Raw genomic sequence first — 16,291 nt, 5'->3', positions numbered from 1 at the left:
TCGGGCGAGTTGATCCCGTAGTCTCAGGATCAAACGGCCACCTTCTGCAGCGCGATGCCTGTCACGGTGATGAGTAGCGAGCGCTGCAGGCCTGAGGAATTTCCATGAGTGAGTTTGTTATCGATCCCCCGCGCGTCCCGAGTCTGCCAGTCAGCGGCAGTGCCGGACGCTTCCCGGTCGGCAGGGTGTTCTGCCTGGGCCGCAACTATTACTGGGGCGACACCCTTAACGCGGTTCGCGAAGTGCCGGCGTTTTTTATGAAGCCCGCGACGTCGGTCATCGATGCCTCCGGCGAGCTGGATTTCCCGACCCAGACCGAGCAGTTCTGCCATGAGATCGAGCTGGTCGTGGCCATCGGCAAGGACGGCTTTCAGATCAGAGAGCAAGAGGCGCTGGATCACGTCTGGGGTTATGCCGCAGGGCTCGACCTGACGCGCCGCGACCTGCAAATGGCGGCCAAGGCCGTGGGCAATCCCTGGGAGCCGGCCAAGGCGTTCGATGGCTCGGCGCCCATCACGGCCATTCTGCCCGCCAGCCGCAACGGTCACCCGCGCCAAGGCGCTATCTGGCTGAGCGTCAATGGGGTCGAGCGGCAGCGCTCGGATCTGGAAAGTCAGATCTGGTCGGTCAGTGAGGTCATCAGCCAGTTGTCACATTCGGTCAGCCTGCGGGCTGGCGATCTGATCATGACCGGCACGCCGCCAGGCGTCGCTGCCCTGGACGCGGGCGACGTGATCACCGGTGGCGTCGTCGGCATCGGCGAGTTCGAAGTGCGCATCGGCAGCCGCCGCGCCGATTGAACCCCGTTAAGCGATTTTGCAAGCACTGCATTCAGACAGGAAACAAGGAGAACAATAATGACTGATCAATCCCTTTCCAAAATTGCCTTGGTCACAGGCGCTGGCAGCGGCATCGGTCGCTCGGTCGCGCTGGGCCTGCTGGAAGATGGCTACAAAGTGGTGGTAACCGGGCGCCGGCTGGAGCCGCTCGAAGAGCTGGTCAGCCTGGCGCGAGAGCAGGGCGGGGAAGCCCTGGCGGTGTCGTGCGATGTTCGCGATCCGGCCAGTGTCGACCACCTCTTCGCCACGATCGAGGAGGTTTACGGTCGCCTCGATGTAATGTTCAACAACGCCGGCGTCAACGCCCCGGCCGTGCCGATGGACGAGCTGCCCATCGAGAAGTGGCTGAGTGTGATCGACACCAATGTCACCGGGGTTTTCCTGTGCAGCCGCAGCGCTTTTGGGCTAATGCGCAAGCAGTCGCCGCAAGGTGGACGCATCATCAACAACGGCTCGATCTCCGCCCATGTGCCCCGTCCGTTCACCGCGCCTTACACCGCCAGCAAACACGCCGTGTTGGGCCTGACCAAAAGCCTGGCGCTCGACGGTCGTGAATTCAACATCGCCTGCAGCCAGATCGACATCGGCAATGCCTTGACCGAACTGTCGGTGCGCATGACCAAGGGCGTGCGCCAGGCCAACGGCTCGACTGCCGTGGAGCCGATGATCGACGTCAAGCACATCGCCGATGCCGTGCGCTACATCGCGGCACTGCCGCTGTCGGCCAACGTGCTGAACATGACCGTCATGGCGACCAACATGCCTTTCGTGGGCCGTGGTTGATCCTGTCCGATTCGATATGAGCGAGATTCCGATGAAACCTGAAATTCTCCAGCTGAGCCCGATCCTCATCCCGGAAATCAATGCGCGCCTCAACGAGCTGTACACCGTGCGGCCTTATTTTCAGCAGACCGACAAGGCGGCTTACCTGCGCGAGCATGGCGCCACTATTCGCGGTGTGGTCACCGGCGGACACACCGGCATCACTCGCGAAGTGATGGAGCAACTGCCGAAAGTGGAAGTCATCGCGGTCAATGGCGTCGGCACGGATGCGGTGGACCTGGCCTATGCGCGGGATCGCGGTATCCGCGTGACGGCGACCATTGGCGCACTGACCGAAGACGTCGCTGACCTTGCCATTGGTCTGCTGATCTCGGCCTGTCGCGGGCTCGGCACTGCCGACCGCTATGTGCGCTCCGGCGAGTGGGCGCGGACTGCCACGCCGCTGGTGCCATTGCCACTGGCGCGGCAGTTCAGTGGCATGCGCGTCGGTATCGTCGGACTGGGCCGGGTAGGGCGCGCGGTCGCCACGCGTGCAGCGGCCTTCGGCTGCCCGATCAGCTACACCGACCTGCAGCCGATGAGTGACGTGCCGTACACCTTCGTCAGCGATCTGGTGGAACTGGCCGGGCAAAGTGACGCCCTGATCGTCGCGGCCGCAGCCGACAAGGCCAAAGGCATCATCAATGCCGCCGTGCTGGAGGCGCTGGGCGCGCAGGGCTATCTGATCAACGTCGCGCGCGGCAGCCTGGTCAACGAACCTGACCTGATCGCCGCGCTGCAAGCCGGCACCCTGGCAGGCGCGGGACTGGATGTCTTCGTCGACGAACCTCACGTGCCAGACGTCCTGTTCGGCCTGGAAACCGTCGTGCTGCAACCACACCGCGCCAGCGCAACCGTCCAGACCCGCACGCGCATGGGCGAAATGGTGCTGGCCAGCCTCGCCGCCGTGTTGGCAGGTCAAGAACCGGTCGGCGCCGTGGCGTGAGCCGAACCCCGTCATCGCCGCACCACCTTGTAGGAGTGTGGCTTGCCCTGGGCCGCACTCGGACGATCGGCTGCGCAGCAGTCGTAAAACCGGCCGCCTCGGAACATCAGACAAACCGCGTGCACCGGCTTTGCGGTTTGATGTCGGATTCTGCTCTGAAGGCTGTGGCAACAACCTCAAAATCCGGCAGAGCCCAACGCCAGTTCGGTGACCAGAAAATCGATGAACGCCCGCGTTTTCATCGGCACTCGTCGGGCGGAGGGGTAGACCGCGTTCACAGAAATCGCCGGGGCTTGCCACTCGCACAGGACGGGGACCAGACGACCATCGGCGACGGCGCGTTCGATGATGAAGTTTGGCAGCAAGGCGATGCCCATTCCCGCCACGGCTGCCTGCGCCAGGATGTCGCCGTTATTGGCGTGGAGCGGGCCGCTGACGGTCACGCGTTGGGTTTCCTTGCCGTTGCACAGCTGCAGGCTCACGCCGCTTTGCAGATAGCCATAACTCAGAAACTTATGGTTGCCGAGATCCTTGGGCGATTGCGGCGTGCCCTCGCGCGCCAGATACGCCGGGGACGCCACCATGATCCGCGGCGCCGGTGCCAGCGAGCGGGCCACCATCGAGGAGTCCGGCAGGCTGGCGATACGAATCGTCACGTCGAACCCACCTTTCACCGGATCAACCTGTTCGTCGCTGAGCACCACCTGCAACTCGACGTTCGGGTGCTGCTCGTTGAAGTGCGGAATCAGCGGCCCCAGACGGCTCAGACCAAACGACATCGGCGCGTTGACCCGCAGCACGCCACGTATCTCTCCCATGCCGGTGCGTGCGCGCTGTTCGGCTTCGTCCAGCGCGGCGATGACATCTCGACACGAGTCGTAGTATTCGGCGCCTGCTTCGGTCAGATGCAAGCTGCGAGTGGTGCGTTGCAGCAACTGCACGCCGATGGCTTCCTCCAGCGCCTGAATCTGCTTACTGACTTTTGAGCGTGGTACGTCCAGCGCGCGGGCCGCGGCGGCAAAACCGTTAGCGCCCACCGTCGCGACGAAAGCGCGCATGCATTCGATCCGGTCCATAGCCGTCCCTGAATTGGAAACAATGAGTCTCAATTCTATGGGATTGTTCCAATGCCGCCTAGTCCGTAAATTCACTTCCAAGCCAGCCAACAAGCGCAACACAGCGCAGCGGCTAACCCCATTTCTCACTCTGATTTCGACATCTAAAGGAACATGCCATGTCTATCCGCGAACTGCTGAACCCAACCAACTCCGCTCTGATCCTGATCGACCACCAGCCACAGATGGCATTCGGCGTTCAGTCGATCGACCGCCAGACGCTGAAGAACAACACCGTGGGCCTGGCCAAGGCCGCCAAGATCTTCAACGTGCCGACCATCTACACCTCGGTCGAAACCAAGAGCTTCAGCGGCTTCATCTGGCCGGAACTGCTGGCAGTGAACCCGGAAAGTCAGCCGATCGAGCGCACCTCGATGAACTCCTGGGAAGACAAGAAGCTGGTCGAAGCGGTGAAGGCCACCGGTCGCAAAAAGCTGATCATTGCAGCGCTCTGGACCGAGGTCTGCCTGAACTTCCCGACGCTGGATGCACTGGCCGAAGGCTACGAGGTTTACATCGTGACCGACGCTTCCGGCGGCACGACCAGAGAAGCTCACGACATGTCGGTGCAACGCATGATTCAAGCAGGCGCAGTGCCGGTGACCTGGCAACAGGTTCTGCTCGAATTCCAGCGCGACTGGGCTCACAAAGAGACCTACGAAGCGGTGATGGAACTGGTTCTGGAACACAGCGGTGCGTACGGCATGGGCGTCGATTACGCGTACACCATGGTGCATGGCGCACCGCAACGTAAGCTCGGTTAACAAGCCACACACACTGATATCGCCTGTGCAGCACCGCTTACCGCAAAGCCGTGCTGCGCAGGCGTTCGTGCGTCTGGATTTCCCGTCAGCGCGACGGGTGACCTTCGCTGACGCGGTGAAGGACTAGACTCATCCTGTCTCCTCTCCCCAAGCCTGCCATCATGATCGGCGCCCAGGTTCTCACTCCCCAGACCATGACCCTCGCCTGGTTCCTGTACGCGCCGATGGTGTTGTGGGCGGCATGGCGTTGCCCGTGGGTCGAGCTGTTCACCGACACGCGTCGCCAGCACCTGCTGTTCGGGACGGTCTTCGCCCTGTTTCTGCTGTGGTTGATGCGGCGGGATTTCGACAGCGGTGTCTCTTACCATTTTCTGGGTATGACCGCCGTGACGTTACTGCTGGACTGGCCGCTGGCTATCGTCGGCGGGCTGATTGCGCAATTGGGCATGCTGGCGATGGGCAGGCAGGATCTGGCCGCGATGGGTGTCAATGGGCTGCTGTTGATCGTGCTGCCGGTCTTGATCACCGAAGGCTGTGCGTTGATCGTCGAGCGCGCACAGCCCAAGAACCCTTTCACCTACATCTTCTGCTCCGGATTTTTCGCCGCCGGGCTGGCTGCAATGCTGTGCCTGCTTTTAGCGGTGGGCGTACTGTGGCATGACGGCCTTTTCGCGATGCCGGAATGGCTGGGGGATTTCATCGGGTATCTGTGGCTGATCATCTTTCCCGAAGCCTTCATCAACGGGATGATCGTGACGGCGCTGGTGGTGTTCTGCCCCGAGTGGCTAGAGACGTTCAATCGCACGCGCTATCTGTCAGCGCCGTGGAAGGACGAAGACGACACTTGATGGCCGCCTTCTGTCTTCGCGAACAAGCCCGCTGTCACCGACTGGATTCGACTCCGCAACTGTGCTCGATCAATGCTGGCGCGGGTCGAAATCCCCTGAGAACAATTCGTCTTCGGCATCGGGCGCCACCGGGATGGCATGTTCTTCCGATGCCCACGCGCCCAGATCGATCAGTTTGCAACGGTCTGAGCAGAACGGCCGGAACTTGCTTTCCGGGGTCCATTCCACAGGCGCTCCGCAGGTTGGGCAATCGACGGTCATTGGTTGGCTCATCATTGGCCTCCACGCAAAGTAAGATAAAAGTGATGCAGCCGCTGAACTTCGCTTTTCAGCCACGCCGGGTCGCGGTCGTTGACGATCACGTCATCCGCGCGGCTCAGGCGCTCTTCGCGGCTGGCCTGGACATTGAGAATCGCCCGGACCTGCTCCTCGTTGGTCTTGTCACGCAGCACGGTGCGTTCGATCTGCAAGGCCTGCGGCACGTCGATGACCAACACCCGCTGCACCATCTGATGCTGTGAAGTCTCCAGCAACAAGGGTGAAACCAGAATCGCATAAGGCGATTCGGCTCGCGCCAGGTACTGACGGATTTCCTCGCGAATCAGCGGATGCAGCAACCCTTCCAGCCAAACGCGCTGTGTCGGGTCCTTGAAAATCAGCTCTCGCAACGCGGCGCGATTCAACGTGCCGTCGGCTTGCAACACGCCAGCCCCGAAATGCTCGGCAATGTGCCGAAGGGCAGGGCGACCCGGCTCGACCACCCAGCGTGCGGCCTGGTCGGCGTCCACCAGATGCACGCCCAGCTCGACAAAACATTGCGCAGCCGCACTCTTGCCACTGCCGATGCCGCCGGTCAGGCCAAGAGTCCAGGGTTGTGCGGCGGGTTGCGGTTCGGGAGCCATCATCTGAAACCGGCGATCTGCAAATACGAAGTGGTTATTTGATCACCCCAGAGCAATGCGATCCACCCCGCGATAGCCAGATAAGGGCCGAAGGGAATCGGCGTGCTGGTCTCGACGTTGCGCAAACGCAGCAGAATCAGGCCCAACACCGCGCCAACGAGCGAGGACAGCAAGATCGTCAGCGGCAGAATCTGCCAGCCGCCCCAGGCGCCCAACATGGCCAGCAATTTGAAGTCGCCGTAGCCCATGCCTTCCTTGCCAGTCACCAGCTTGAATAGCCAGAACACTGCCCACAGCACCAGATACCCGAACACCGCGCCCCACAGCGCATCGGTCAACGAAGCAAAAAGCCCGAACGCATTGACGATCAGCCCAAGCCACAGCAGCGGCAGCACGATCACGTCCGGCAGCAATTGGTGATCGGCGTCGATCAGGCTCATCGACAGCAGGCCCCAGCTCAACACCAGCACGGCCGCAGCCTGCCAGCCGAAGCCGAAATGCCAGGCGACGAAAGCCGACAGTAATCCGCACACCAGTTCGACGACGGGATAACGCTTGCTGATGGGCGCCTTGCAGCGGGAGCATTTGCCGCCCAGAAACAGGTAGCTGACGACCGGCAGATTCTCCCAGGCGCGGATTCGGTGCGCGCAATGCGGGCAGCGAGAATGAGGCAGCAGCAGGTTGAAGGTCTCGGGTTTCGGCTCGGCGGGGAGTTCCAGCACTTCGCGCGCCTGAGCCTTCCAGTCCTGCAACATCATCTTGGGCAGGCGATAAACCACGACGTTGATGAAGCTGCCCACCAGCAGCCCCAAAACCAGCGCGCACAGAACAAAGGCCAGCGGGGAGCTGGCCAGAAGGTCAAGAACAGACATGTTAGACGACGTTTCCGAGCTGGAAGATGGGCAGGTACATGGCGATCACGAGCCCGCCGACGATGATGCCGAGGACGGCCATGATCATTGGCTCCATCAGGCTGGTGAGGCTGTCGACCATGTTGTCGACTTCCTCTTCGTAATACGTCGCGACCTTATCGAGCATCGAATCCAGCGCGCCGGACTCCTCGCCGATGGCGGTCATCTGCACGGCCAGCATCGGGAAGACGCCCGTGCTGCGCATCGAAAAGTTGAGCTGCATACCGGTGGAAACGTCTTGTTTGACCTTATGCACGGCGTTGCGGAAAACCACGTTGCCGGTCGCGCCAGCAACTGAGTCGAGAGCATCGACCAGTGGCACACCGGCAGCGAAGGTGGTTGAAAGCGTCCGGGCAAAACGGGCGACCGCCGATTTGAACAGAAGCGGGCCGATCACCGGTACCTTCAACAGCATGCGGTCGATGCGATCCCTGAACTTTTCCGAGGTCTTGTAGGCTTTGCGGAAGGCCATAAAAGCGACCAGCATGGCGCCCAGAAGGATGTACCAATAACTCTGAACGATTTCCGAAAGACCAATGACCATCAGCGTAAAAGCGGGCAGCTTCGCGCCAAATCCGGCGAACACGGACTGAAACTGCGGCACCACTTTGATCAGCAGAATCCCGCTCACGATGATCGCCACGATGACCACGGCAATCGGGTAGGTCATGGCTTTTTTAATCTTGGCTTTGAGGAACTCGGTCTTTTCTTTGTAGGTGGCCACTCGATCGAGCAGCGACTCAAGCGCACCGGCTTGCTCGCCCGCGTCGACAAGGTTGCAAAACAGGTCGTCGAAATACTGAGGCTTCTGCCGCAAGGCCGTGGCAAAACTGTGCCCGGCAGCCACTTCCTGTTTGATGTCGTCAACGAGTTTGCGCATGTTCGGGTTATCGGAGCCTTCGCTGATAATGTCGAACGACTGCAATAAAGGAACGCCGGCTTTCATCATCGTTGCCATCTGGCGACTGAAGAACGCGATGTCCAGCGGTTTGATCTTCTTGCCGGAGCCGAAGATCGAAACGGCTTTCTTCCGGACTTTCGTCGGGTTGATGCCTTGCTTGCGCAACTGGGCTTTGACGAGCGCGGGGTTGTGGCCGTTGATTTCGCCCTTTTGTTTGACGCCTTTCTTGTCGAGCCCCTCCCAGGTGTAGACGCTGACTTTTACTGCTTTGGTCGCCATGCTTAATCCTTGGTCACCCGGTTGACTTCCTCAAGGCTGGTCACGCCTTGCATGGCCTTCATCAGGCCGGAGGTGCGCAGGTCGTTGAAGCCGTCCTTGCGCATCTGTTCGGAAATCTCGATGGAGTTGCCTTCCTCCATGATGATGCGCTCCAGGGCGGGAGTGCTCTTCACCACTTCGTAAATACCGACACGGCCTTTGTAGCCGGCGTTGCATTGTTCGCAGCCCACTGGAGAGTAAAGCTTGAACGCGCCGATTTTCTCTTCCGGGAAACCTTCGGCAATCAATGTCTCGCGCGGGATGTCGACTTCTTTCTTGCAGTGCGGGCAGAGCTTGCGGGCCAGCCGCTGAGCGATGATCAGGTTGATCGCGGTAGCAATGTTGAAAGCCGCCACGCCCATGTGGTGCAGGCGAGTCAGTGTTTCCGCCGCGCTGTTGGTGTGCAGCGTCGACAGCACCATGTGGCCGGTCTGCGAGGCCTTGATCGCGATCTCGGCGGTTTCGAGGTCACGAATCTCACCGACCATGATCACGTCCGGGTCCTGACGCAGAAATGCCCGCAGCGCCTGGGCGAAGTCCATGCCCTGACGCGGGTTGACGTTGACCTGGTTGATGCCTTCCAGGTTGATTTCGACCGGATCCTCGGCGGTGGAGATGTTGATGTCCGTTGTGTTGAGAATATTCAAACCGGTATAGAGCGAAACGGTTTTACCCGAGCCTGTAGGACCGGTGACCAGAATCATGCCCTGTGGTTTGCTGAGCGCTTCGAGATACAGCGCTTTCTGCTCCGGCTCGTAACCCAGCGCGTCGATGCCCATCTGCGCGCTGGTCGGGTCGAGAATCCGCATCACGATCTTCTCGCCCCACAAGGTCGGCAACGTGTTGACACGAAAGTCGATGGCGCGGTTTTTCGAAATGCGCAGCTTGATGCGCCCGTCCTGCGGCTTGCGGCGCTCGGAAATATCCAGACTGGCCATGACCTTCAAGCGCGCAGCGATACGGCCGGCCAGGTGCGTCGGCGGTTTGGCCACTTCATGAAGGATGCCGTCAGTGCGCAGGCGAACCCGGAAGATCTTCTCGTAAGGCTCAAAATGCAGGTCCGAAGAGCCGAGACGGATCGCGTCCATCAGCATCTTGTTCACGAACCGGACCACCGGCGCGTCGTCGGCATCCTGACCGCCAATGGAGGTCTCTTTGCTTTCGTCTACAGCTTCGACTTCCAACCCCAGGTCAACATCGGCCAGATCGCCCATGCCACTGTGGGTGTCGAAGAACTTCTCGATGGCAAGAGTGAGCTTGTCGTCTTCGACCAGAATCGCTTCTGTATTCAAGCCGGTGCTGAACTGGATGTCGGTAATGGCCTGGTGATTGGTCGGGTCCGATACACCAATAAACAGCTTGTTACCCCGTCGCCATAAAGGCAGCGCCGAGTGCTGGCGCACGAGCTTTTCGCTGACCAACCCCTTGGGCTGGCTTTCCTTATCGAGGGTATTGAGGTCAAGAAAGGGAATGCCGAACTGGTCGGAAGCTACTTCGGCAAGGGTCAGACTTTTTACCAGCTTGTTCTGTACCAGATAGCTGACCAGCGACACCTTGTCGCGGCGAGCCTGCTGATACGCCTGCTGCGCAGATTTTTCATTCAAGAGCTCAGCCACGACAAGCTGTTTGGCCAAACCCGTAAGCACGACATCAGTCATTACAACCACCAGACACAGACAGTGTGTGGTTTATAGCGCAGTCGGGCTTGGCTGCCAAATGTACGCCGCAGGGGTGACAATAATTGTCACTTTTTGCTGGCGCCCGTCCTGTATTCCTCATCGGTGCGACAAAGAAATGCAACAGGAGACTGGATTCGCGAATTGGCACGAGGTATGCGTCTATCCTTGCGGAGCGACACCTAATTGACGATCGGAGAAGTACGTTATGCAAGCACAAAAGGGCTTTACCCTCATCGAACTGATGATCGTGGTCGCGATCATCGGCATCTTGGCGGCGGTGGCGCTGCCTGCTTATCAGAACTACACAATGCGCGCCAAGTACTCGGAGATTACTTCGGTTTCTGATGGATACAAGACCGCCGTAGCTATGTGCGTATCGGCATTGAACACGCCCACCGGCTGCAACTCTGGCACCAACGACATTCCTGGTACTACTTCTACCGGATATGTCGCAAGCGTTGCCGTCGCTAACGGTGTGATCACCGTAGTTCCAAACGGTAATGGCAACATTCCGGCAGCCTCCACTTACCAATTGACACCAGCGATCACCAACGGCGCTATCACATGGGCCGTTGGTGGCGGCTGTCTGCAGGCTCAGGGCTCCGCTCCGATTCTGTGTAAGCGCGCAGGCTCGTAATTTAGCCGTATAAAAAAAGGCGCTGAAAAGCGCCTTTTTTTGTGCGCGATCATTCGATTGTCTTTCGGCAGAGCTTATGTCATTTCCTAAACCAGCCAAGCCCGGCATCTATTTGACGCTGTGCCTGACACTTCTTTTTATTTCTGTGGTTTTCACACCACTCTCGGTGCACAACTGGCAACGGTTCGTTCTGATCTTCATTGCCGCTGTCTCACTGTTTCTTACAATAGCCTGCCACCTTAAACGCCCGGAACCTGGCCTTTTCAATACAAGAACGCGGCTGGCGTTCGGGTTGGTTTTCGGATTTGGATTGCTGTCAGTCATCAACGCAGGCAAGCCCCAGTGGGCACTCATTGAACTGGCTGTATTGCTGGCCTGCTGTTGCGTCGTGTGCGGGATTGCCGGCCAGCGAACAGCAAACGCGAAATCTGACCGCCTGTTGATTGCTTTCGTGGTGGCGCTGTGTTGCGTCAAAACCCTGCAATTCGCAGCCGGCGCAACGGCTGCATTTGTCGGCGGCGTCGATGTACTGGACATGACGCTTCTGTTCGAAGGTTTTTCGAACCTGCGCAGTTACGGCCAGTTTCAGACCTTCACGCTTCCTCTGCTGGCACTGCCCTTGCTCTATCCACAGGTGAAGAAATCCGCCAAGGCGTGGGTGTTCGTCTTGCTCGCCTGCTGGTGGATGATCGCCATATCAGGGGGCACGCGTGGCACCTGGATGGCATTGGCAGCTGCGGCTGTCGTCATGTTGTTCGGTGGTCAGTTTGGTCGACGGTGGGCAGGTTGGCAGCTCACGGCCGCAGCATCGGGCTTCGCGCTGTTCTGGTTGTTGTTCAGCGTTCTGCCAGCCTGGCTGGACATCAAAATCATCAACTCGGTCGGCGACCGCCTCACAACGACGCTCTCTGCCCGCGACATCCTTTGGCAGCAGGCCTGGGAGATGATCAAGGCGCGCCCATGGCTCGGGTACGGACCGATGGGTTTTGCCGACATCCCCAATCCCATCGCCGCACATCCGCATCAGGCCATCCTGCAATGGGCCAGCGAGTGGGGCGTGCCGTCGGCGTTGCTTGTCTGCGGGCTCGCGGCGAAAGGGCTCTACTCGACATTCACGTTTATTCGCGCGAAAGCCGGGTCCGATGAGCCTGTCGATGTTCTGCGCATCGGCCTGTTCGCCAGTCTGGTGGCGGCCCTTGCGCAGTCGATGGTCGACGGCATCATCGTCATGCCCTATTCGCAGCTGTGGCTCTGCCTGATCGTCGGATGGCTCATCGCGATTCACCCACAACGCGAACCGCAAACCGCTTCAAGCCCGACTGCGACATGGGCCTGGCTTGCAACGGCGTTATGCGCTGTCTTGTTTCTAGGGTACGTGGTCGTGCGCGACGTGCCCCATCTGGAAGAAAACGAGCAGCAGTACATGCACGATTTCGGCGGACACTTCCAGCCACGTTTCTGGCTGCAAGGCGTGATCGCCGCCAAGCCACAGTAGCTATTGCCCGGTCGAAGCAGTCCTGATAATTTCTCCCCCATCGCCGAAATAGCTCAGTCGGTAGAGCAGCGCACTCGTAACGCGAAGGTCGTAGGTTCGATTCCTATTTTCGGCACCAGTAGACAGGTTCATGCAGTGCCAAGCAGTGTCATGAATCCTCAAGAAGCCCGCCTTGTGCGGGCTTTTTTGTTCCTGCGCGTCTATAACTGTCGCTGGCTTTATACCTAACTAGGTATCCGTCACCTGGCCAGCTGGCATGCCGAGAACAGTGGCGCAGTGGTGCGCACTTCATCAGCAGTGTCAGCCATGGATGCGGTCAGTAGCTTGACGATGGCGCTGGCATCATGCGCGACGACAAGCCCGCACGCGTCAACGAATACGGCCAGATGATGATCTGAGTGGTGAGTTGCACGATACCGCAGCTAACGAACACAGCCGCAAACAAATAGACGCCATCGTTAAGCAACTCGGTGTGCTGTTGGAGCGTTATAAGCCGGATGGCGCGGCTGCTGGCAGACTCCTCGAGTTAGCCAACATCGGCGGGGTAGTCGAGCGAGTCGGCGGACTGTTCTATTTCGTCGATTGCCTGCGCTACCCGTACGCTGCCGATAGAACCGCCTCAAGCGCTAGCGAAGGTGCTAATTCCCTTTCTTCCATCATGATGACCTCCGTGTCCCGACCTTGTGGCTGCAATGCTTGCCACGCGGTTTGCCATCCATCTGCCCTCGAGTTTCCGCCTAATCGGCAGGATTCGAACCATTGAGGCACCAGCTTGTTATATTAGCCAAACATCTGATGTTGCATGCATAAGGAAATGAACGTGGAAATTCTCGCAATTTGGTTCGGGGTAGCGATCGTCACTGCCATCGCTGCTGGGGCTCGCGGGCGGTCGCCCATCGGATGGTTTTTTATCGGGCTGCTCTGTTCATTCATGGGTTTGATTGCAGTGCTTGTTATGCGTCCTATGGGGAAAGAGGCTGCTTCAGAAGCGCTCCCTTTCAGCCTGGATCAGACCCATTATCGTGACTGCCCATACTGCGCTGAGCCAATCAAAAAGGCGGCTGTGAAGTCAAGCACTGCGGGTCAAAAGTCAAACGACAAGCAGAAGATTCTGGTGATGATTTTACTAAGCCCGGTTGGACTATCGCTTTTGCGTCCGAGAACGACGCTGACTACGTAACCTTGTGCTCGCGATTAAGCGATCTGGACCTGCCGATGGTGCTAGACGATGATGCGGTACGCGTGGGGCCTTACCCCAGCAGGCCAGATGCGCTCCGGGTACAGCAAATGCTTTCTGAAAAACATCAGTTGCAGGGCAAACTCGAAACTTCAGCTGTCGGCGCTTCTGCGTAAGTTTTGTGGCTTCGTCGGAGATCACAGCCTCATCGATATTCACTTTGAGCCAGTGCCCGATGTGAGTCGGGCTTCGCTGACCTTACGATGCGGGGAATAATTTCACTACCTTGAACATTGTTAGCATGTCGCCGGCCTGCATAAAGGCCATGAAAACCAGCACGTAAGCTGCAAGCACTAAGGCACATGCTCCCCATTGGCATAGGCCTCCGGCGCTTTTATGCCAACTTAAGCGTTCAGCGAAAAAGTATTGGGCAAGGTAGGCCATTGAGCTAGCAATACCTGTCAAGAAGATTGCGATACTGAGATAAAACATCGTCTGACTCAGCGCAGCAATGCCCTCGGGTTTGAGAGCGGACCAAGCCGAACCTGCGAATGCCAGAAGCGCGGCGGCCGACCCCCCCGAAATGAGTAGGCATGTCCTAAGCGCCTGGGCGCCAGACTCTATTCCTGAGCGCACCATCTCAACGTTCCACTGATGAAGGTGCTCATCGGCTTATAGCTGCTGCTCCTGCGATTGAAGATTACCGACCTGCTTGAGTCGGTCGAGATACTCTTCGAGCAACTCAATAGGAACGACCGTCTCACCATGATGACGTCGCTCGGCTAGTGCAGATTTTATCGTTTCAATCGTTTGGTGGGCGTCCATAGGGGTCTGCTCAAAAATGGATTAGCTATGTTAGCAATCTGATCCGCGGACGACCGACGACTGAGACAGTCGTGTTAAGTGTTGGCTCACACCTCGCCAATCCATGCCTTCCAGAAGGTGATGGCAGGCTCGCATTAACCTTTGCCATTTCATGGAGCCACCGTGCGCCTTTTTAAATACCTTGACCCGGATCGCGTGGACGTGCTTCGCGATAAACTCTTGTGCTTCTCGGCACCTGCGAATCTGAACGATCCTTTTGAATTGCGTCCGCTGTTGAAGCTATATGACTCCAACGAAAGCCTTCTTGCCGCAGCCGAACAGCAATTTGGCATGTCGATTCAGGATCAGCTCGACCTGGCCCCGCCAGGCCTCAGGCCTTACATGACGCCCGATATGTTGGAAATGATTCAAGGCATGGCTCGTCAAATGCTTCCCGCCATAATCGAGGCTGGTACGCCAGGGTTACAACAACATATCAATGACTCCCTCGCCAAAGCCCTCGGCATTCTGTGTCTCCGCGGAGCAGCAGGATGATCTGATGATGTGGGCCCATTACGCCAATGCCCACGAGGGCTTTGCGATCGAACTAGATCCGAGCTCCGATTTCTTTGACCGTCGTTGTAGTCCGAAGGATGAGTTCAGGCATTTGAGACAGGTCAGATACACGGATGCCAGGCCACAGCTCGTGATGAATCAAGTGACGGATATGAGTGCGTACCTGACGAAGAGCTCTCATTGGGCTTACGAGAAAGAGTGGCGGATGATGTTCGCCCTTCCAGACGCTACAGAGGTCAAGGTTTTCGGTGACAAGCAGTTTCATCTTTTTGCTCACCCGGCGAGCGCAATCAGATCGGTCACTTTGGGATGCCGGATGTCATCCATCAAGCGGGCGGAGATCATGGAAGTATTGGCCGGTGATCGTTGCTGTCGGCCGTGGCGATTTATGAAACCTCACCTGACGAGGCATTATTCAGGCTCAACATCTCTCGCGTAGAGCGTGAAAGAAATAGAGCCAGGCGGAGGCGGTGGATATTGGACCGGTACGCCCGCTTCCTCGTCTGGCCAATCCCAGAAGTCCACGTCACGACGTTCGCCTCCATTGGATTTCCCGATCGGGGGTGGTTAGCAGCGAGCACCAGCGGTGGGCGGACGGGGCGGTAACATTTGGGAATAACTCCGGATTTTCTCCGGCTGATTCTGATTGACGCCATCTTAATCACTGCCTAATCTTCGCGACATCCCGCCCATGGCTGTAAGCCGTCCAACCTATCCAGGACGTGCCGAACCCTTGGGCGTTTTGCTATCTGGAGGAAATGGATGTCCACAGCAGTGCTGGTCGATGGCGCTTATTTCATCAAGCGCTTCCGTCGCATCGAGCCTCAGAATGCTCACAACGCCGAAAGAGCGGCCGATCTTGTCCACAGATGGGCGATGGCGCATTTGATTCAGGGACCGAGGCGTCAAGCAAGCGGCCAGAACGAACGTCCAACACTGCGTCGTAGGAAGGAGTTGTATCGAATCTTCTTCTATGACTGCCCTCCGCTTGAAATGAAGCATCACAATCCGATCTCCCGCAGAGCGATTGACTTCTCAAAGTCAGATGAAGCCTTGTTCCGAAAAGAACTGCATAGACGCCTTCGCTCCAAGCGAAAGGTCGCCCTTCGTCTCGGGCACTTGGCAAAGGATGTGAAGTGGACAATTAAGCCCGCTCGGATTTCCGAGTTGCTGCAAGGACGTATACAAATCGCAGAGTTGAACGAGAATGACGTCACGATCGACACTAAGCAGAAGGGTGTTGATATGCGTATCGGAGTCGATGTCGCGTCATTGTCGTTCAAGAAACAGGTGGATCAGATTGTGCTGATTGCTGGCGATGCTGATTTTGTGCCCGCTGCCAAAATGGCGAGACGCGAAGGTATCGACTTCATCCTGGACCCCATGTGGCAGACGATTCCGGATGGCTTAATGGAGCATATCGACGGCCTGCGCTCGACGTGCCCCCGTCCAGTTCTTCGTCCGCGAGACCTCAATCAGTGATAGATAAGATGCGAGTTCATTTCGTCAGGTTCGCTGCGCTCAATGCCATGATCGAAGTTCTCCCGCATCCTCGCA

At 58.3% G+C, this 16,291-nt stretch carries 16 protein-coding genes and 1 tRNA gene; 11 read left to right on the top strand and 6 right to left on the bottom strand.

Annotated features, from left to right (window positions below):
- Positions 1–98: 98 nt before the first annotated feature.
- The 3 genes from AAGQ88_RS23190 to AAGQ88_RS23180 are packed head-to-tail and all read left to right on the top strand — an operon-like array spanning position 99 to position 2,607.
- On the top strand, positions 99–800 hold the full coding sequence (locus AAGQ88_RS23190; protein ID WP_342655872.1) for a fumarylacetoacetate hydrolase family protein: 702 nt from the start codon (positions 99–101) through the stop codon (positions 798–800).
- Between the two features lie 57 nt (positions 801–857).
- A complete protein-coding gene (locus AAGQ88_RS23185; RefSeq protein WP_342653698.1) occupies positions 858–1,622 on the top strand; it encodes an SDR family oxidoreductase in 765 nt (254 codons plus the stop codon).
- 31 nt (positions 1,623–1,653) lie between these two features.
- Positions 1,654–2,607 carry a 2-hydroxyacid dehydrogenase gene (locus tag AAGQ88_RS23180; RefSeq protein ID WP_342653697.1) on the top strand — a complete coding sequence of 318 codons (954 nt, stop codon included), beginning with the start codon at positions 1,654–1,656 and terminating at the stop codon, positions 2,605–2,607.
- 176 nt (positions 2,608–2,783) lie between these two features.
- Here AAGQ88_RS23180 and AAGQ88_RS23175 read toward each other — a convergent pair whose 3' ends face one another.
- Positions 2,784–3,683: a LysR family transcriptional regulator gene (locus AAGQ88_RS23175; RefSeq protein ID WP_285426253.1), complete on the bottom strand. Its 900-nt coding sequence runs from the start codon at positions 3,681–3,683 to the stop codon at positions 2,784–2,786.
- A 158-nt stretch (positions 3,684–3,841) separates the two neighbouring features.
- Here AAGQ88_RS23175 and AAGQ88_RS23170 point away from each other — a divergent pair, with 158 nt between their 5' ends.
- Both AAGQ88_RS23170 and AAGQ88_RS23165 read left to right on the top strand, forming a co-directional pair.
- Positions 3,842–4,486, top strand: a complete 645-nt coding sequence (locus tag AAGQ88_RS23170) for a hydrolase (protein ID WP_342653696.1) — start codon at positions 3,842–3,844, stop codon at positions 4,484–4,486.
- 161 nt (positions 4,487–4,647) lie between these two features.
- Positions 4,648–5,334 carry an energy-coupling factor ABC transporter permease gene (locus tag AAGQ88_RS23165; RefSeq protein WP_342653695.1) on the top strand — a complete coding sequence of 229 codons (687 nt, stop codon included), beginning with the start codon at positions 4,648–4,650 and terminating at the stop codon, positions 5,332–5,334.
- A gap of 69 nt (positions 5,335–5,403) precedes the next feature.
- Here the strand turns inward: AAGQ88_RS23165 and yacG are convergent, their stop codons facing one another.
- From yacG to pilB, 5 genes are read right to left on the bottom strand one after another with little or no spacing between them, the layout of a single operon-like run.
- Positions 5,404–5,607, bottom strand: coding sequence for a DNA gyrase inhibitor YacG (gene yacG, locus AAGQ88_RS23160; RefSeq protein WP_062378727.1), 204 nt, complete (start codon positions 5,605–5,607; stop codon positions 5,404–5,406).
- Positions 5,607–6,236, bottom strand: a complete 630-nt coding sequence (gene coaE / locus AAGQ88_RS23155) for a dephospho-CoA kinase (protein WP_342655871.1) — start codon at positions 6,234–6,236, stop codon at positions 5,607–5,609. Before coaE ends, yacG begins: the two co-directional genes overlap by 1 nt.
- The gene (locus AAGQ88_RS23150) at positions 6,236–7,108 is read right to left on the bottom strand and encodes an A24 family peptidase (RefSeq protein ID WP_342653694.1); all 873 of its coding nucleotides are present in this window, start codon (positions 7,106–7,108) and stop codon (positions 6,236–6,238) included. The genes coaE and AAGQ88_RS23150 overlap by 1 nt, the downstream gene beginning before the upstream one ends.
- Before the next feature lies 1 nt (position 7,109).
- A complete protein-coding gene (locus tag AAGQ88_RS23145) occupies positions 7,110–8,327 on the bottom strand; it encodes a type II secretion system F family protein (protein WP_342653693.1) in 1,218 nt (405 codons plus the stop codon).
- A gap of 2 nt (positions 8,328–8,329) precedes the next feature.
- Positions 8,330–10,024 carry a type IV-A pilus assembly ATPase PilB gene (gene pilB / locus AAGQ88_RS23140; protein WP_342653692.1) on the bottom strand — a complete coding sequence of 565 codons (1,695 nt, stop codon included), beginning with the start codon at positions 10,022–10,024 and terminating at the stop codon, positions 8,330–8,332.
- Positions 10,025–10,250: 226 nt separating this feature from the next.
- Between pilB and AAGQ88_RS23135 the strand changes: the two genes are divergently transcribed.
- The 6 genes from AAGQ88_RS23135 to AAGQ88_RS23110 all read left to right on the top strand — a co-directional run bounded on the left by AAGQ88_RS23135 (position 10,251) and on the right by AAGQ88_RS23110 (position 16,216).
- Complete coding sequence (locus tag AAGQ88_RS23135) at positions 10,251–10,682, top strand: prepilin-type N-terminal cleavage/methylation domain-containing protein (protein ID WP_342653691.1); 432 nt, start codon at positions 10,251–10,253, stop codon at positions 10,680–10,682.
- 112 nt (positions 10,683–10,794) lie between these two features.
- On the top strand, positions 10,795–12,177 hold the full coding sequence (locus AAGQ88_RS23130) for an O-antigen ligase family protein (RefSeq protein WP_342653690.1): 1,383 nt from the start codon (positions 10,795–10,797) through the stop codon (positions 12,175–12,177).
- 42 nt (positions 12,178–12,219) lie between these two features.
- A tRNA-Thr gene (locus AAGQ88_RS23125) sits at positions 12,220–12,295 on the top strand.
- Positions 12,296–12,997: 702 nt separating this feature from the next.
- Positions 12,998–13,357: a hypothetical protein gene (locus AAGQ88_RS23120; RefSeq protein WP_342653689.1), complete on the top strand. Its 360-nt coding sequence runs from the start codon at positions 12,998–13,000 to the stop codon at positions 13,355–13,357.
- Between the two features lie 984 nt (positions 13,358–14,341).
- The gene (locus AAGQ88_RS23115) at positions 14,342–14,713 is read left to right on the top strand and encodes a hypothetical protein (protein ID WP_342653688.1); all 372 of its coding nucleotides are present in this window, start codon (positions 14,342–14,344) and stop codon (positions 14,711–14,713) included.
- A gap of 783 nt (positions 14,714–15,496) precedes the next feature.
- Positions 15,497–16,216, top strand: coding sequence for an NYN domain-containing protein (locus tag AAGQ88_RS23110; protein ID WP_342653687.1), 720 nt, complete (start codon positions 15,497–15,499; stop codon positions 16,214–16,216).
- Positions 16,217–16,291: the final 75 nt, after the last annotated feature.

Source organism: Pseudomonas sp. F3-2 (assembly GCF_038804275.1).
GTDB lineage: Bacteria > Pseudomonadota > Gammaproteobacteria > Pseudomonadales > Pseudomonadaceae > Aquipseudomonas.
This window is presented reverse-complemented; position numbering and strand designations above follow the sequence as displayed.